Source organism: Sphingomonas sp. (assembly GCF_017745215.1).
Classification (GTDB): Bacteria; Pseudomonadota; Alphaproteobacteria; order Sphingomonadales; family Sphingomonadaceae; genus Sphingomonas.
Window position 1 is genome coordinate 41,542 of record NZ_JAGHZV010000007.1, and the last position, 14,377, is coordinate 55,918.

At 69.0% G+C, this 14,377-nt stretch carries 15 protein-coding genes; 9 read left to right on the forward strand and 6 right to left on the reverse strand.

Translation table 11 applies throughout. The features are described from left to right. Positions 1-76 precede the first annotated feature (76 nt). The 5 genes from J7495_RS08870 to coxB form a co-directional block, all read right to left on the reverse strand. Positions 77-550 carry a DUF805 domain-containing protein gene (locus tag J7495_RS08870; RefSeq protein ID WP_294056121.1) on the reverse strand — a complete coding sequence of 158 codons (474 nt, stop codon included), beginning with the start codon at positions 548-550 and terminating at the stop codon, positions 77-79. 168 nt (positions 551-718) lie between these two features. Continuing rightward, complete coding sequence (locus J7495_RS08875; protein WP_294056122.1) at positions 719-1,312, reverse strand: PEPxxWA-CTERM sorting domain-containing protein; 594 nt, start codon at positions 1,310-1,312, stop codon at positions 719-721. Positions 1,313-1,479: 167 nt separating this feature from the next. Next, the gene (locus J7495_RS08880) at positions 1,480-2,073 is read right to left on the reverse strand and encodes a PEPxxWA-CTERM sorting domain-containing protein (RefSeq protein WP_294056123.1); all 594 of its coding nucleotides are present in this window, start codon (positions 2,071-2,073) and stop codon (positions 1,480-1,482) included. Positions 2,074-2,244: 171 nt separating this feature from the next. Beyond that, on the reverse strand, positions 2,245-3,915 hold the full coding sequence (ctaD, locus tag J7495_RS08885) for a cytochrome c oxidase subunit I (protein WP_294056124.1): 1,671 nt from the start codon (positions 3,913-3,915) through the stop codon (positions 2,245-2,247). A gap of 3 nt (positions 3,916-3,918) precedes the next feature. Beyond that, on the reverse strand, positions 3,919-4,974 hold the full coding sequence (coxB, locus tag J7495_RS08890; RefSeq protein WP_294056125.1) for a cytochrome c oxidase subunit II: 1,056 nt from the start codon (positions 4,972-4,974) through the stop codon (positions 3,919-3,921). A 168-nt stretch (positions 4,975-5,142) separates the two neighbouring features. On the opposite strand from coxB, the gene pyrE reads away from it, so the two are divergent. From pyrE to J7495_RS08930, 8 genes are read left to right on the forward strand one after another with little or no spacing between them, the layout of a single operon-like run. Continuing rightward, positions 5,143-5,724 (forward strand): orotate phosphoribosyltransferase, encoded by a 582-nt coding sequence (gene pyrE, locus J7495_RS08895; protein WP_294056298.1) that lies wholly within the window; start codon positions 5,143-5,145, stop codon positions 5,722-5,724. Then, entirely contained in the window at positions 5,721-6,452 is a 732-nt protein-coding gene (locus J7495_RS08900; RefSeq protein ID WP_294056126.1) for a pyridoxine 5'-phosphate synthase, read from the forward strand. Before pyrE ends, J7495_RS08900 begins: the two co-directional genes overlap by 4 nt. Beyond that, positions 6,449-6,982: an NADAR family protein gene (locus J7495_RS08905; protein ID WP_294056127.1), complete on the forward strand. Its 534-nt coding sequence runs from the start codon at positions 6,449-6,451 to the stop codon at positions 6,980-6,982. Before J7495_RS08900 ends, J7495_RS08905 begins: the two co-directional genes overlap by 4 nt. Beyond that, positions 6,979-7,410, forward strand: coding sequence for a holo-ACP synthase (gene acpS / locus J7495_RS08910; protein ID WP_294056128.1), 432 nt, complete (start codon positions 6,979-6,981; stop codon positions 7,408-7,410). The genes J7495_RS08905 and acpS overlap by 4 nt, the downstream gene beginning before the upstream one ends. Beyond that, on the forward strand, positions 7,410-8,309 hold the full coding sequence (gene lepB, locus J7495_RS08915) for a signal peptidase I (protein ID WP_294056129.1): 900 nt from the start codon (positions 7,410-7,412) through the stop codon (positions 8,307-8,309). The genes acpS and lepB overlap by 1 nt, the downstream gene beginning before the upstream one ends. Next, the gene (locus tag J7495_RS08920; RefSeq protein ID WP_294056130.1) at positions 8,306-9,463 is read left to right on the forward strand and encodes an AI-2E family transporter; all 1,158 of its coding nucleotides are present in this window, start codon (positions 8,306-8,308) and stop codon (positions 9,461-9,463) included. Before lepB ends, J7495_RS08920 begins: the two co-directional genes overlap by 4 nt. After that, positions 9,460-10,080 (forward strand): maleylacetoacetate isomerase, encoded by a 621-nt coding sequence (gene maiA, locus J7495_RS08925; protein WP_294056131.1) that lies wholly within the window; start codon positions 9,460-9,462, stop codon positions 10,078-10,080. Before J7495_RS08920 ends, maiA begins: the two co-directional genes overlap by 4 nt. After that, entirely contained in the window at positions 10,077-12,146 is a 2,070-nt protein-coding gene (locus tag J7495_RS08930; protein ID WP_294056132.1) for a TonB-dependent receptor, read from the forward strand. Before maiA ends, J7495_RS08930 begins: the two co-directional genes overlap by 4 nt. On the opposite strand, the gene J7495_RS08935 is transcribed toward J7495_RS08930, so the two are convergent. After that, positions 12,131-13,219 carry a glycosyltransferase gene (locus J7495_RS08935; RefSeq protein ID WP_294056133.1) on the reverse strand — a complete coding sequence of 363 codons (1,089 nt, stop codon included), beginning with the start codon at positions 13,217-13,219 and terminating at the stop codon, positions 12,131-12,133. The genes J7495_RS08930 and J7495_RS08935 overlap by 16 nt on opposite strands. 178 nt (positions 13,220-13,397) lie before the next feature. On the opposite strand from J7495_RS08935, the gene J7495_RS08940 reads away from it, so the two are divergent. After that, positions 13,398-14,324, forward strand: a complete 927-nt coding sequence (locus tag J7495_RS08940; protein WP_294056134.1) for a hypothetical protein — start codon at positions 13,398-13,400, stop codon at positions 14,322-14,324. The last annotated feature ends 53 nt before the right edge of the window (positions 14,325-14,377 follow it).

Below are 14,377 nucleotides of genomic sequence, written 5' to 3' on the forward strand. Positions count from 1 at the left end.
AGCCGGGATCCAGGGCAGCAAAGGTCATCGCTCGTGGCCTTGGGTCCCGGCTTTCGCCGGGATGACGGCCAAATCTTCAATTCCAGAGCTTGCTGTAGCTCGCCTGCTCGGCGGCGAGCATCGCCGCCTGGCGGTCATAGGCGTCGCGCGAGGGCCAGCCGCGCGGATCGGCGCCGAAGCGGTTGGGGCCGATCGTGCCGGGGACCACGAGCAGGAGCAGCCAGAAGGGCAGCGCGAACCAGCTCGCCAGCGCCGCGCCGGGCCCGGCGATCCAGGTCGCGGCGGCGAGCGGGACCAGCGCGAACACCCACCAGCCGTGGCGATTCGTGTCGCGCAGCCGCGCGGCCGCGACCATCAGCAGCACCAAAGTGAACAGCCCCTCGGCGACGATCCGCCACACCGGCGCATGCTCGATGGTGAGCGGATCGGCGATCGGCCCGGGCACGATCATGCACCGCGTCGCCCACCAGCGCAGCGCGACCGCGGCGAGCGTCGCGAAGAAAACGAACAGGAGGAAGCCGTCGCGGGGCACGCGTCCACGGAACGTCACGAAGCGAATCACGAGCCTTCCCCCCGGCGGCTTGCCTCTCCCGAACTAGCCGGATGAACCGTTACGGTGTCAATCGCGCTGCACTGCGGCGGACAAGCGGACTGCCCCAAAACGAAAACGCCCCGGCGCGTGGGGCCGGGGCGGTTCGTGGTTCGGTTTGGGCCAGGCTCAGGCGGCGGTGAGCGCCCCCATCCGCTGGCGCTGCTGGACGCGCATCAGCCCGCCCATCATGCCGACGCCGAGGATCAGCATCACCCAGGTGGCCGGCTCGGGGACCGAGGGCGCGCCGAAGGGGATGATGTTGCCCGGGCCCGAGATCTGCAGGCCATAGGTGCCAACGTCGGTGTTGTTGAAGCCGGCGGCTACGGCGTAATAGGGCGTGCCGGCGGTCAGGTTGATGCCGTTGAAGCCCGACTTGCCGATGGACGGGAAATCGTCGCTCGCGGCGATGTCCAGGCTCAGCGGCAGCGTCGGATCGAACTCGTTGTAGTAGAGGGTCAGGAACGTGTCCCAATTCACGGGCGCGATCGCGGTCATCAGGAAATCATAGGCGCCGGAGAGGCTCACCGAGAAGCGAAACACTTCATAATGGACCGCGGTTCCGACCGCCGACAGCCCGCCCGACGGAATGCCCGACAGCCCGCGGTTGTAGGTGGGGCCGCCCGTGTTGTCGCCGTTGAAGATATAGACCGACGCGCTCGCCGGTGCGGCCGAGACCAGTGCCGCCAGCGCAAGCGCGATGGCTCCGAAAAATGCCTTCATGTCCATCCCCCGAAAGTTAACGGGGATTAATTGCCAGCGCCTTGTTACGGATTCAATACGATTGTGAAGGCGTTGCGGTGTCTTTCCGAGACATTCGCGAACGGTCGCCAAACAAAACGCCCCGGCGTTTCCCCGGGGCGCTCCGGTCGATCGGCCAGCTGGCGGGCTCAGGCGGCGGCGAGCGCGATCCCGTGTCCGCGCTGCCGGGCGCGCATCAGCCCGCCCATCAGCCCCACGCCGAGGATCAGCATCACCCAGGCGGCAGGCTCGGGAACCGACGGCGTGACAGCGGGGATGATGTTGCCCGGGCCCGAGATCCGGAGCCCATAAGTGCCGGCGGAAATGCCGTCATAGCCGGAGACCACCGCGTAATAGGAAGTGCCCGCGGTCAGGTTGATGCCCGTGAACCCGGATTCGCTGACGCTACTGAGATCGTCGTTGGCGGCGACGACCAGGCTCAGCGGCAGCGTGGGATCGAATTCATCCCGGTACAGGCTCAGGAAAGTGTCCCAGTTCACCGGTGCGATCGCGGTCACCAGGAAATCATAGGCGCCGGTGAGGCTCACCGTGAAGCGATGCACCTTGTAGTGAACCGATGTTCCGATCATGGAAAGCGCGTTCGGCGGAGTTCCCGAGATCGTGCGGTTGTAGAGGTCGCCGTCCGCGGTATCGCCGTTGACGACATAGACCGACGCGCTCGCCGGCGCGGCTGAGACCAGCGCCGCCAGTGCAAGCACAACGGCTCCGAACAATGCCTTCATATTCTTCGATTCCCCCGAAAATTAACCGGGGTTAAGGTGCCCGCGTAGTGTTGCGGATTCAACATGATTATGAGGTGGTTGCGGTGCCTCCATGAGACATTGGCCACTCGAAACGAAAGCGCCCCGGAGTTTCCCCCGGGGCGCTTCGTGCGTCTGGCTCGAGGGCCGGCCTCAATGGTGGCCGTGGTCCTCGATCACCGGCAGCGTCTCGAACTGGTGGAAGGGCGGCGGGCTCGACAGGGTCCATTCGAGCGTGGTCGCGCCTTCGCCCCAGGGATTGCCGGGCGCCTTGGGGCCCGCGGCCAGCGACCAGATCACGTTCACGAAGAAGATCAGCATGCCGAAGGCCATGATGAAATAGCCGTAGGTGGCGATCTCGTTCCAGTAATGCTGGGCGTCGGTATAGTCGGGCATGCGGCGCGGCTGGCCCTGCGCGCCGAGGAAGTGCATCGGGAAGAACAGCACGTTCACGCCGATGAAGAAGAACCAGAAGTGCAGCTGGCCGAGGAGCTCGCTGTACATCCGCCCCGACATCTTCGGGAACCAGTAATAGAAGCCCGCGAACAGCGAGAACACCGCGCCCAGCGACAGCACATAGTGGAAGTGCGCCACGACGTAATAGGTGTCCTGCATGTAGTCGTCGATGCCGCCGTTGGCGAGCACGACGCCGGTCACGCCGCCGACGGTGAACATGAAGATGAAGCCCAGCGCCCAGACCATCGGCGTCTTGAAGGTCAGGCTGCCGCCCCACATCGTCGCGATCCACGAGAAGATCTTGATGCCGGTGGGCACCGCGATCACCATCGTCGCCAGCGTGAAGTACATCTTCACGCTCACGCTCATGCCGGTGGTGAACATGTGGTGCGCCCACACCACGAAGCCGATCACGCCGATCATCACCATGGCATAGGCCATGCCGAGATAGCCGAACACCGGCTTGCGGCTGAAGGTGGCGACGATCTGGCTGACCATGCCGAAGCCCGGCAGGATCATGATGTACACCTCGGGGTGGCCGAAGAACCAGAAAAGGTGCTGGTAGAGGATCGGGTCGCCGCCGTAGTCGGGGTCGTAGAAGGCGGTGTGGAAGTTGCGGTCGGTGAGCAGCATCGTGATCGCCGCGGCGAGCACCGGCAGCGCCAGCAACAGCAGGAACGCGGTCACCAGCACCGACCAGACGAACAGCGGCATCTTGTGCAGCGTCATGCCCGGCGCGCGCATGTTGAAGATCGTGGTGATGAAGTTGATCGCGCCGAGGATCGAGCTCGCGCCCGCGAGGTGGAGCGAGAGGATCGCCATGTCGACCGCCGGCCCGGGCGAGCCCTTGGTCGACAGCGGCGCATAGACCGTCCAGCCGGTGCCCGCGCCCTCGCCGAAGAAGGGCGAGGCGAGCAGCAGCGTGAACGACGGGATCAGCAGCCAGAAGGAGATGTTGTTCATGCGCGGGAACGCCATGTCCGGCGCTCCGATCATGATCGGCACGAACCAGTTGCCGAAGCCGCCGATCATCGCCGGCATCACCATGAAGAACACCATGATGAGGCCGTGCGCGGTGATCAGCACGTTCCAGAACTCGCGCGCCTGGTCCATCGTGCCCTTGCCGTGGAAGAACTCGTACCATGCGCCGAGATACTGGATGCCCGGCGTCATCAGTTCGACGCGCATCATGCCCGAGATGGTGCCGCCGATGATCCCCGCGATGATCGCGAAGATCAGGTAGAGCGTGCCGATGTCCTTGTGGTTCGTCGACATGAACCAGCGGACGAAGAAGCCCGGCTTGTGATCGGCGTCATGATGGGCATCGTCGAGATGGCCGTGCGCCTGGAGGGTTGCGGTATCGGTCATGGCTTACAGTCCGTTGCCGGTGGCCGCGGGCGCGGCGTCGGTTGCGTTTCCGGCCGGAGCCGCGGCGGGGGTGCTCGGCGCCGCGGCGGCGGCCTTGGCGTCGCTCGGCATCGTTCCGCCCTTCGAACGCACCCACTCGGAGAAGACTTCCGGGCTCACCGCTTCGACCGCGATCGGCATATAGCCGTGGCGCGCACCGCAGAGCTCGGAGCACTGGCCGAAATAGACGCCCGGCTTCTCGATGATGAAGGTCGTCTCGTTGGTCTTGCCCGGCACGGCGTCGAGCTTGATCCAGAAGGCGGGGACCGCCCAGCTGTGGATCACGTCGTTCGCCGTGGTGAGCAGCCGGATCGGCACGCCCACCGGGAGCACCACGCGCGTGTCGGCGGCAAGCAGGCGCGGGCCGTCAGCGTCGGTGCGGTAGCGGTCCTTGGGGCCCACCTCGTCCTTTTCCTTCAGCATGTTCGCGGTCAGCTGGATCCCGCCGTTGTCGGGATATTCGTACGACCAGAACCACTGGTTGCCGATCGCCTTCAGCGTGATCGCGTTGGCCGGCGCCGGCGTGAACTGGTGCGCGAGCAGCTTGATCGAGAAGAGCGCGACGAACGCCAGGATCAGCACCGGCAGCAGCGTCCAGACGATCTCGAGCACCGTGTTGTGCGCGGTCTTGCTCGGCTCGGCCTGCGCGGCGCGGCGATAGCGGAACATCACCCAGATCAGCAGCCCGAGGACGAACAGCGAGATGACCGTGATCAGCGGGAAGAGGATATGGTCGTGGAACGACAGCGCTTCCTCGCCGGTGCGCGTCACCTGGTGCTGCAGCCCGATCCAGCCTTCGGTCGGCTGGCCGATGTGCGCGACCGGCGCCGTCTTGGGCGTGCCGTCGGCATTGAGTGTCGGATCCGCGGGCTTGGCCGGCGTTGCCGCGCCGGTAACGGCGGCAGGCGCCTCCACGGCCGGTGCGGGAGCGGGCGGCGGTGCCGCGTTCTGGGCCTGCGCGGGCATGCTCAACGCCAGCCCCGCCGCCATGAGAATCGAAGTCAACCCAAGGATGCGCATCTTCGTTTTTCACCCCGTTTCGAAAGCGCCGGATGCGGGCAGGATTTCAGATGGTCGCTGCGGCCTATACGACGCTCAAGCCGCTTCTCAACCCCTTTTTGACCGGCGGTTGCGGCCCGGGCAAGCCGCGCCTAGATGAGCGCCGGCCGGGACAAGGGAGCAGAGCGCGTGACGGGCGAGCAAATTCTGGACGAGTTCCGCGACGCCGGCGCGCTGCTGGAGGGGCATTTCATCCTCTCCTCGGGGCTGCGATCGCCGGTGTTCCTGCAGAAGATGCGAATCTTCGAGGATCCGGTCCGCACCGCGCGCGTCTGCGGCGCGCTGGGCGACGCGATCCGCGAGGCGTTCGGCGAAGTCGACCTTGTCGTCTCGCCCGCGATCGGCGGAATCATCCCCGGCTATGAGACCGCACGCGCGCTCGGCTGCAAGGCCGTGTTCGTCGAGCGCGAGGAGGGGGAGTTTCAGCTGCGCCGCGGCTTCGAGATTCCGACAGGCGCGCGACTCGTGATGGTCGAGGACATCGTCACCACCGGACTCTCGTCGCGCGAGTGCATCGCGGCGATCCGGAAGTTCCCCGGCACCCTGCTCGGCGCCGCCTGCATCGTCGACCGCTCGAACGGCAAGGCCGATATCGGCGTGCCGCTGGTCTCGCTCCTGAAGCTCGACGTCCCCGCCTATCCCGCCGACCAGCTTCCGCCCGAGCTCGCGGCGATTCCTGCGATCAAGCCCGGGAGCCGCGTGCCGGCGTGACCGCCAAGCTCCGCCTCGGGGTCAACATCGACCATGTCGCGACCGTGCGGAACGCGCGCGGCTCGGGCTATCCCGATCCCGTTCGCGCGGCGCTGCTCGCGGCCGAGGCGGGCGCCGACGGCATCACCGCGCATCTCCGCGAAGACCGGCGCCACATCACCGACGAGGACATCGCGCGGCTCTCGGCCGAGCTGACCGTCCCGCTCAACCTCGAGATGGCGGCGACCGAGGAGATGCTCGGCATCGCGCTGCGTCACCGTCCGCATGCGGTGTGCATCGTCCCCGAAAAGCGCGAGGAGCGCACCACCGAGGGCGGGCTCGACGCCGCGGGGCAGCACAACCACCTGGCGCCGATGGTGGCGCGGCTGCTCGACGCGGGCTGCCGCGTGTCGCTGTTCATCGAGCCCGACGAGCGCCAGATCGACGCGGCGCTGCGGCTCCGGGCGCCGGTGATCGAAGTCCACACCGGCCGCTATTGCGAGCTGCCCGAGAGCGGCCGTGCCGAGGAACTGAAGCGCATCGCCGATGCCGCCGCGCTTGCCGTGAAGGCGGGGCTCGAGCCGCATGCCGGGCATGGCCTCACCTTCGACAACGTCGTTCCCATCGCGGCGATCCCGCAGTTCGCCGAGCTTAACATCGGCCATTTCCTGATCGGCGAAGCGATCTTCGACGGCCTCGCCCCCGTGGTGAAGCGGATGCGCGCGCTGATGGACGAGGCGCGCGGGTGAACGCCGAGCGCTTCACCTTCTTCTGGAGCGGCCCCTTCTCGCAGTGGCACCGCAGCCCCTTCCAGCTCGACGGCGTGCTCTACAACACCGCCGAGCAATATATGATGGCAGGCAAGGCGCGGCTGTTCGGCGACGAGGAGATGCTCGCGCGCATCCTCGCCGCCGAGGAGCCGCGCGACCAGAAGGCGCTCGGCAGGCGGGTACGCGGGTTCGACGGCGAGCGCTGGAACGCCACGGCGCGCGACATCGTCCTTGTCGGCAGCCGCGCCAAGTTCACCCAGCATCGTGACCTGCTTCAGCTGCTGCTGCGCACCGAGGGCACAACATTGGTCGAGGCGAGCCCGCTCGACGCGATCTGGGGGATCGGCATGGCAGAGGACGACCCCGACGCGCGCGACCGGACCAAGTGGCGCGGTACCAATTGGCTGGGCGAAGTGCTTACGCGCCTCCGCGACACGCTGCTCGCCGAGCAGGCGGCGAACGGCATCCCCGAGATCGAGGCGCGCGCGGCGCGGAAGGCGAAGGCATGATCGTCGGCCTGGGCTCGGACCTCTGCAACATCGAGCGGATCCAGAATTCGCTCGATCGCTTCGGCGAACGGTTCGAGGTGCGCGTCTTCACCGATCTCGAGCTCGCCAAGGCGAAGCGCCGGCCGCACAACTACGCCGCAACGCTCGCGAAACGTTTTGCTGCCAAGGAAGCCTATTCCAAGGCGGTGGGAACGGGGTTCAAGGCCGGGGTGTTCATGAAGGACATCGGCGTGGTCAACGCACCTTCGGGCGCGCCCACGCTGGCATTGACCGGCGGCGCGAAGGCGAGGCTTGACGCCTTGGTGCCCGAGGGCCACGTCGCCAAGGTGCACCTGACGCTGACCGACGATCATCCCTGGGCGATGGCCGTGGTGATGATCGAGGCAGTGCCGATAGAGGCTGGGCCGGACGGCGGGACGGAGCGTTGATGAGCGGGAACGAGCTGGCGTTGAACGAGGAACAGGCAGCATCGGCAGACGCGCCCGTCGACGGCGTGGCCGGACGGCGCACCGACTGGTGGGCCGAGGCGCGCGGCATCTTCTGGCTCGTCCTCGCCGTGCTCGGCTTCCACAGCTTCGTCGCCAAGCCCTTCTACATCCCGAGCGAATCGATGCTTCCTGGCCTCGAGATCGGCGACCGGCTGGTGGTGACCAAATATCCCTACGGCTATTCGTTCGTCTCGCCGACCTTCCACATACTGCCCTTCATCCACGGCCGGCTGTTCGGGCGGCTACCCGAGCGCGGAGACGTGGTGATCGTCACGCCGCCCGGATCGGGGACCGATTACATCAAGCGCGTGATCGCGCTGCCGGGCGACCGGATCGCGGTGCATGGCGGGATCGTCTTCCTCAACGGCGCGCCGGTGCCGCGGGTGCGCATGCCCGATCGGATGGTGCCGATCGACGCCAACACCCAGTGCAAGGACGAGGAATATCCGGGCCTGCGCACCCAGGGCGACGACGGCAAGCCCTATTGCCGCCTGCCGATCTACCGCGAGACGCTGCCCAACGGCCGCGCCTATGACACCGTCGACCGCGGCTGGTCGCCGGGCGACGACTACGCCGAAATCCGCGTGCCCAAGGACCATGTCTTCCTGATGGGCGACAATCGTGACAACAGCGCCGACAGCCGCTTCTCGACCGCGCTCAACGGGCTCGGCGGGCCGGTGCCCTGGGAGAATCTCGGTGGCCGCGCCGAGTTCACCACCTTTTCGCTCGACGGCAGCGCGACCTGGAACCCGCTGACCTGGTTCGGCTCGTTCCGCCCGGGCCGCGCGGGCCTGTCGCTCCATCCGGCGCGCGAGGACAAGCCCGGGGCCGCGCGATGAGCGACGAGGTCTCGGTCGTCCAGGAGCCGGGACCCAATGAGCTCCGCGATCCCGTGATGCGCGCCGAGCTGCGCCGCGCGTCGGTGTGGTTCGGGCTCGGCATCGGCGTCGCGCTGATCGTGCTGCTGATCCAGCCGCTGCTGATCATCTTCGCGGGCCTCGTCTTCGCGTCGATGCTCGACGGCGGCGCGCGGCTGCTCGGCCGGGCGCTGCCCTTCCTGCCGCGCGGCGTGCGGCTGCTGATGGTCGTGCTGCTGGTGATCGCCTTCATCGGCGGGACCTTCTACCTCACCGGCGTCCAGATCGCCGCGCAGTTCGAGCAGCTGCGCGCCACCCTCGAGGCGCAGGCCAACCAGCTGATCAACTATGCCTCGAGCCTCGGCCTGATGCCCGATCGCAGCGGGCTAGCGGGGCTGCTCCAGCAGGGGCTGGGCTCGATCGGGCGGCTGACCTCGGCGGTCGGCTCGGTGGTCGGCACGGTCGCGAGCCTGATCATGGTGGTGGTGATCGGGCTGTTCGTCGCGATGGAGCCGCGGCTCTACGAACGGGGCCTGCAATGGATGGTGCCCCTGGGCGCGCGCGACGAGTTCGCGGTGACGCTCGGGCGGATGGCGCGGACGATGCGGATGCTGCTCGCCGGGCGGCTGCTCGGCATGCTCGTCGAGGGCATCCTGATCTGGTTCTTCCTCAGCATGGCCGGCGTGCCGATGGCGCTGGTGCTGGGGCTGATCACCGGTATCCTCGCCTTCATCCCCAATATCGGCGCCTTCGTGAGCGGCGTGCTGATGGTCGCGGTGGGCTTCTCCGCGGGGCACGAGCAGGGGATCTGGGCGATCATCATCTATTTCGGCGTGCAGAATTTCGACGGCTATGTCGTCATCCCACTCGTCGCCAAGCGCACCGTCGACATGCCGCCGGCGCTTACCCTCTCCTCGCAGATCCTCGCGAGCACCTTGTTCGGCGTGATCGGGCTCGCGCTCGCCGATCCGATGGTGGCGATGATCAAGGTCGCGCTCGAGCGCGAGTCCGAGCTCGCCGCCAAGGCCGGCGTGGGCAAGCGCCGCTGGCGCCGCCATCCCGACGACCCCGTCGCCGTGCCCGCCCCGCCGGACGCGGAGAGCGGCACCGGCCAGGCCCCGGACGCCCAGCCATGATCCTCCACGATTATTTCCGCTCCTCCGCCGGCTATCGGGTCAGGATCGCGCTCAACCTGAAGGGCGTGGCCTATGAGCGGCGCGAAGTGCTGCTGCTCGAGCGCCAGCAGAACGCGCCTGAGCATCTCGCGCGCAATCCGCAGGGGCTGGTGCCGGCGCTCGAAGTCGAGGGCAGGGTGCTCACCCAGAGCCTCGCGATCATCGACTGGCTCGACGCGCGCTTCCCCGAGCCGAAGCTGCTTGCCCTCGATACCGATGCGCGCGCCGCGACGCTGGCGCGCGCGCTGGTGATCGCCGCGGACGTGCATCCGGTGAACAACCTCCGCGTGATGCGCTGGCTCGCGCACGAGCTCGAGGTGCCGGAGGAGAAGCGGACCCTGTGGTCGCAGCACTGGATCGGCGAGGGGCTCGGCGCGCTGGAGCGGCTTGCCGGCGAGGGGCCGTTCCTGGGGGGCGATGCGCCCGACCTGTCGGACGTGTGCCTGGTGCCGCAGCTGTTCAACGCCCGCCGCGTCGGAGCGCCGCTGGAGGGCTATCCCAAGCTGCTGCGGGCGGAAGCGGCTTGCGCGGAGCTTCCCGCCTTCCAGGCCGCGCATCCCGATCGAGTAGCGCCGTGAAGCGGCTCGCCGCCGCCGCCGCGCTGCTGATCGCCACTCCTGCCTTCGCCCAATCCGAACCGACTTCGCCCGAACCCGCCGGCTCCGACGAGATCGTCGTCACCGGCCGCGGGCTCTCCGCGCCGCCGGGGGATGCCGCTTATGCCGTCGCGACGCTCGGGGCCGATCGGCTCACCGATGCCGAGAGCCTCGAGGATGCGCTCGCCGACGTCGCCGGGCTCGCCGCCTTCCGCCGCTCCGACTCGCGCTCGGCGCATCCGACCAGCCAGGGGATCACCTTGCGCGGCCTCGGCGGCAACGCGTCGAGTCGCGCGCTGCTGCTGCTCGACGGCGTGCCCCAGGCCGACCCGTTCGGCGGCTGGGTCGCCTTCCCGGCCTATCTCCCCGAGCGGCTCGCCGAGGCGCGCGTCACCCGCGGCGGGGGCAGCGGCTATGCCGGGCCGGGCGCGCTCGCCGGCACGATCGAGCTGACCAGCGGCGGCCCTGACGACCTCGGCCGGCTCGGGCTCGGCGTCGACTATGGCAGCCGCGACAGCGTCGACGCCTTCGCCGTCGCCAGCGCCGAGGGCGGCCCCGGCTTCGCGACGCTCGCCGCCAGCTATGCCCGCGGCGGCGGCTTCGTGCCGATCATTGCCGAAGACCGCGGCCCCGTCGATCGCGCCGCGCCGTACGAGCAGGCGAGCCTCGCGCTGCGCGGGGTGATCGACCTGGGCGGCGCCGAGCTCCAGGCCAATGCCTCGGGCTTCCGCGACCGGCGCGACCGCGGGGTGGACTTCACGGCGATCAAGTCCGACGGCGCCGACGCGAGCTTGCGCCTCGTCGGGCGCGGCCGGTGGAGCTGGTCGGCGCTCGCCTATCTCCAGACGCGCGCCTTCGCGAGCGGCTTCGCCAGCGTCAACGATGCGCGCACCACCGTCACGCCCTCGCTCGACCAGTACAGCGTGCCCGCCACGGGGATCGGCGGGCGAGTCGAGCTCCAGCCGCCGGTCGGCGCGAACGCGACGCTGCGACTCGGCGCCGATGTCCGGCGCGTGTCGGGCGAGACGCAGGAGCTGTTCACTTATGTCGCCGGCCTGCCGACTCGCCGGCGCGAGGCGGGCGGACGGAGCTTCACCGCCGGCAGTTTTGCCGACCTCAGTCTCGAATTGGGACGAATCACGCTCGATGCCGGTGGTCGGATCGACCATTGGAGCCTCACCGCCGGCCGGCTGATCGAGCGGCCGCTGGCCGGCGGACCGGCGGTCACCGACCTCGCCTTCGCCGATCGGGGCGGCTGGGAAGGCAGCGGCCGGGTCGGCGCGGCAGTCAAGCTCGGCGGCGGCTTCGGGCTGCGCGCGGCGGGCTATCGCGGGTGGCGGCTGCCGACGCTCAACGAGCTGTACCGCCCGTTCCGCGCCGGCGCCGACGCGACCGCCGCCAACCCTGGGCTTTCGCCCGAACGACTGTGGGGCGCCGAGGCGGGACTCGACTTTGCCGCCGGCCATGCGCTGTCGCTTCGCGTCACCGGCTATTGGAACCGCCTCGGCGATGCGATCGCCAACGTCACCCTCGCCAAAGGGCCGGGGACCTTCCCAGGGGTGGGTTTCGTCTCGGCGGCGGGCTTCTACCGCCAGCGCCAGAACCTCGGCGCGATCGAGGTGCACGGGATCGAGACCGACGCGCGGCTGACCGAGGGCGACTTCGCCGCGCAGCTCTCCTGGGCGCTCACCGATGCGCGCGTCCATGCGGCGGGTGTCGCGGCGCCGCTCGAGGGGCTGCAGCCGGCCCAGACCGCGCGGATGAGCGGCTCGGCGAGCCTGGGCTGGCGGCATGGCGACTGGCGTGCCGCGGTCACCGGCCGCTACGTCGCCCCGCAATATGAGGACGACCTCAACAGCCGGCGGCTGGCTTCGGCAGTGACAGTGGAAGCGGTGGCGAGCGCGCCGCTCGGCCGCGACTTCGCCGTGGAGGCGCGCGGCGAGAACCTCTTCGACGCGCGAGTCGAGGCGGGCATCAGCGGACCCGGCACGATCGAGCGCGCGACGCCGCGCACGCTGTGGTTGGGGCTGCGCTACCGGCTGCGCTGAACCAGCGACTCGAACAGCGCGAGATACGCCGCCGCGGGATCGTCCCCCGCCTCCACCGGCGCGGGCCGCACCGCTCCGGGCGCGAGCCACGCCTCGATCGCCGCGACCAGCGCGTCGCCGTCCTCGCGCGCCACCACCGTCCCCTGTGCAGGCGAGGCGATCAGCTCGCGCACCGCGCCGGCGTCGGTCGCCACCACCGGCGTGCCGACCGACAGCGCCTCGCGCACCACGCCGGGCACGCCTTCGAAGTCCGAAGTCAGCACCACCAGCGCGGCCCCCGCGATCGCGGGCAGCGGGTCGGCGGCATAGCCGGGCAGCAGCACGCGCTCGCCGAGCCCGAGCGCCGCGACCTGCGCCTCGAGCGCGCCGCGCTGGCTGCCCTCGCCGAGGATCACCAGCCGCACGTCGCGATCGGCGAGCCGCGCCAGCGCCGCGATCGCGCGCTCCCAGCGCTTCTGCGGCTCGAGCCGCCCGACGCCGATCAGGTAGCGCGCTGCCGGCATACCCTCGACCGAAGCGCCGGCTCGCGCCCGCGGCGCCGGATTGGCGATGACGCGCACCCGCGCCGGATCGATCCGCATCTCGCGCACCGCTTCGGCCGCCATCCCCGGGGTCATCGCCACCACCGCGTCGAGGAAGCGCGGATGGAGCCTCAGCCAGCGCCGATAGCCCCAGGCCTCGAGCCCGCCCATGTCGGGCCGCACCAATGCGTTCGAGACCTTGGCGACGATCGGCGGGCACGCCTGGCCCAGCCGCAGCCGGCACCAGGCGGCGATGCCGGTATAATGGTTGCCCGGGCAGAAGATCGCGTCGGGGCCGATCTCGCGCACCAGCCCCGGCAGCCGCGCCCTGAGCACGCCATAGCCCGCGTCGCCGATCTCGCGCACCGCCACGCCCGGCGGCAGCTCGGCGGCGAGCGGTCCCTCGCAGCTGCCGATCACCAGCGTCATCCGGGATCCCGCCGCCTGCCAGTCCCCGGCCAGCCGCAGCAGCACGCGCTCGACGCCCCCGCCGCGCAGGGACTGGGCAAAGCCCAGCAGATGGGCCGCTGCGGGTTGTGTGCGCTGCAACATGGGGTCTTGCTTATTGCCACGCTTAAGCCCAAATCGCCGCCCGAATAAACCGCAATCCGGACCCAGAAGCCCAAGCATCGAAACGTTTCGCGTCCCCCGGCGTAGTGACACTCGGTGAAACGATCTGGAAACAAACGGATGCGAATGCGTAGGTTGCGGGCCCGGAGTCAGACCTCGAGTGGATAGCAGTATAGCGCAGGCGCCGGTACCCGGTGCCGCTGATCTCGCGGGCCTCGAGCCGATCGAGCGGATTCGCAATCGCTGGCCGATGTTCCTTGGCGGTGCTCTGACGCTGCTGATGATCGTCGCGCTCGGGCACGAGCTGTTCAACGCGGGCCTCGCGGGGCTCAGCCGCACCATCCCGTCGAACCCGCTCTTCTACCTCGCCTTCGCGAGCTATTATCTCGCACCGCCGACCTTCGACTATCTGATCTTCCGGCGGCTCTGGGGCATCCCGCTCGCCGGCATGGCGGCGCTCCACAAGAAGCGCATCGCGAACGAAGTGCTGCTCGGCTATTCGGGCGAGGCCTATTTCTACGCCTGGGCGCGCCAGCGCACCCAGATGGTCGCGGCGCCGTTCGGCGCGGTGAAGGACGTGATGATCCAGTCGGCGATCGCCGGCAACACCTTCACGCTCGCGCTGATCCTGCTCGTCGCGCCCTTCGCCGCGACGATCCACCAGGAAGAGGTCAACCCCACCACCATCGCCATCTCGGCGGCGGTGATGATCGCGATGTGCGTGCCCTTCCTGCTCTTCTCGCGGCGCGTCTTCTCGCTGTCGAAGACTCAATTATGGTGGGTCTACGGCATGCACATGACCCGGCTCTCGGTCGTGACGCTGTCGGTCGCCTTCGCCTGGCATTTCGCCATTCCCGGCGTGTCGATGGGTACCTGGATCTTCCTCGCCGCGGTGCGCATGCTCACGTCGCGCCTGCCGTTCGTGCCCAACAAGGAACTGATGTTCGCCTCGATCGCGATCGTGCTGATCGGCTCGGGCGAAGCGGTGACCGAGCTGCTCGCGCTCGTCGCCGGGCTGACCCTGCTCGCGCACATCGTGCTGATCGCGGGCTTCAGCCTGCACGGCCTGTGGCGGCGGCTCGCGTGATGCGGACGGTCCCGGCTCAAGCGCCGTCTGGCGCGCGGTAACGGCAAGGCGGC

Bases quoted from the DNA above. Each gene is read 5' to 3' on its own strand.
- J7495_RS08875 (WP_294056122.1), bottom strand. From the start codon at position 1,312: ATGAAGGCATTTTTCGGAGCCATCGCGCTTGCGCTGGCGGCACTGGTC.
- J7495_RS08880 (WP_294056123.1), bottom strand. From the start codon at position 2,073: ATGAAGGCATTGTTCGGAGCCGTTGTGCTTGCACTGGCGGCGCTGGTC.
- ctaD (WP_294056124.1), bottom strand. From the start codon at position 3,915: ATGACCGATACCGCAACCCTCCAGGCGCACGGCCATCTCGACGATGCC.
- coxB (WP_294056125.1), bottom strand. From the start codon at position 4,974: ATGCGCATCCTTGGGTTGACTTCGATTCTCATGGCGGCGGGGCTGGCG.
- acpS (WP_294056128.1), top strand. From the start codon at position 6,979: ATGATCGTCGGCCTGGGCTCGGACCTCTGCAACATCGAGCGGATCCAG.
- lepB (WP_294056129.1), top strand. From the start codon at position 7,410: ATGAGCGGGAACGAGCTGGCGTTGAACGAGGAACAGGCAGCATCGGCA.
- J7495_RS08920 (WP_294056130.1), top strand. From the start codon at position 8,306: ATGAGCGACGAGGTCTCGGTCGTCCAGGAGCCGGGACCCAATGAGCTC.
- maiA (WP_294056131.1), top strand. From the start codon at position 9,460: ATGATCCTCCACGATTATTTCCGCTCCTCCGCCGGCTATCGGGTCAGG.
- J7495_RS08935 (WP_294056133.1), bottom strand. From the start codon at position 13,219: ATGTTGCAGCGCACACAACCCGCAGCGGCCCATCTGCTGGGCTTTGCC.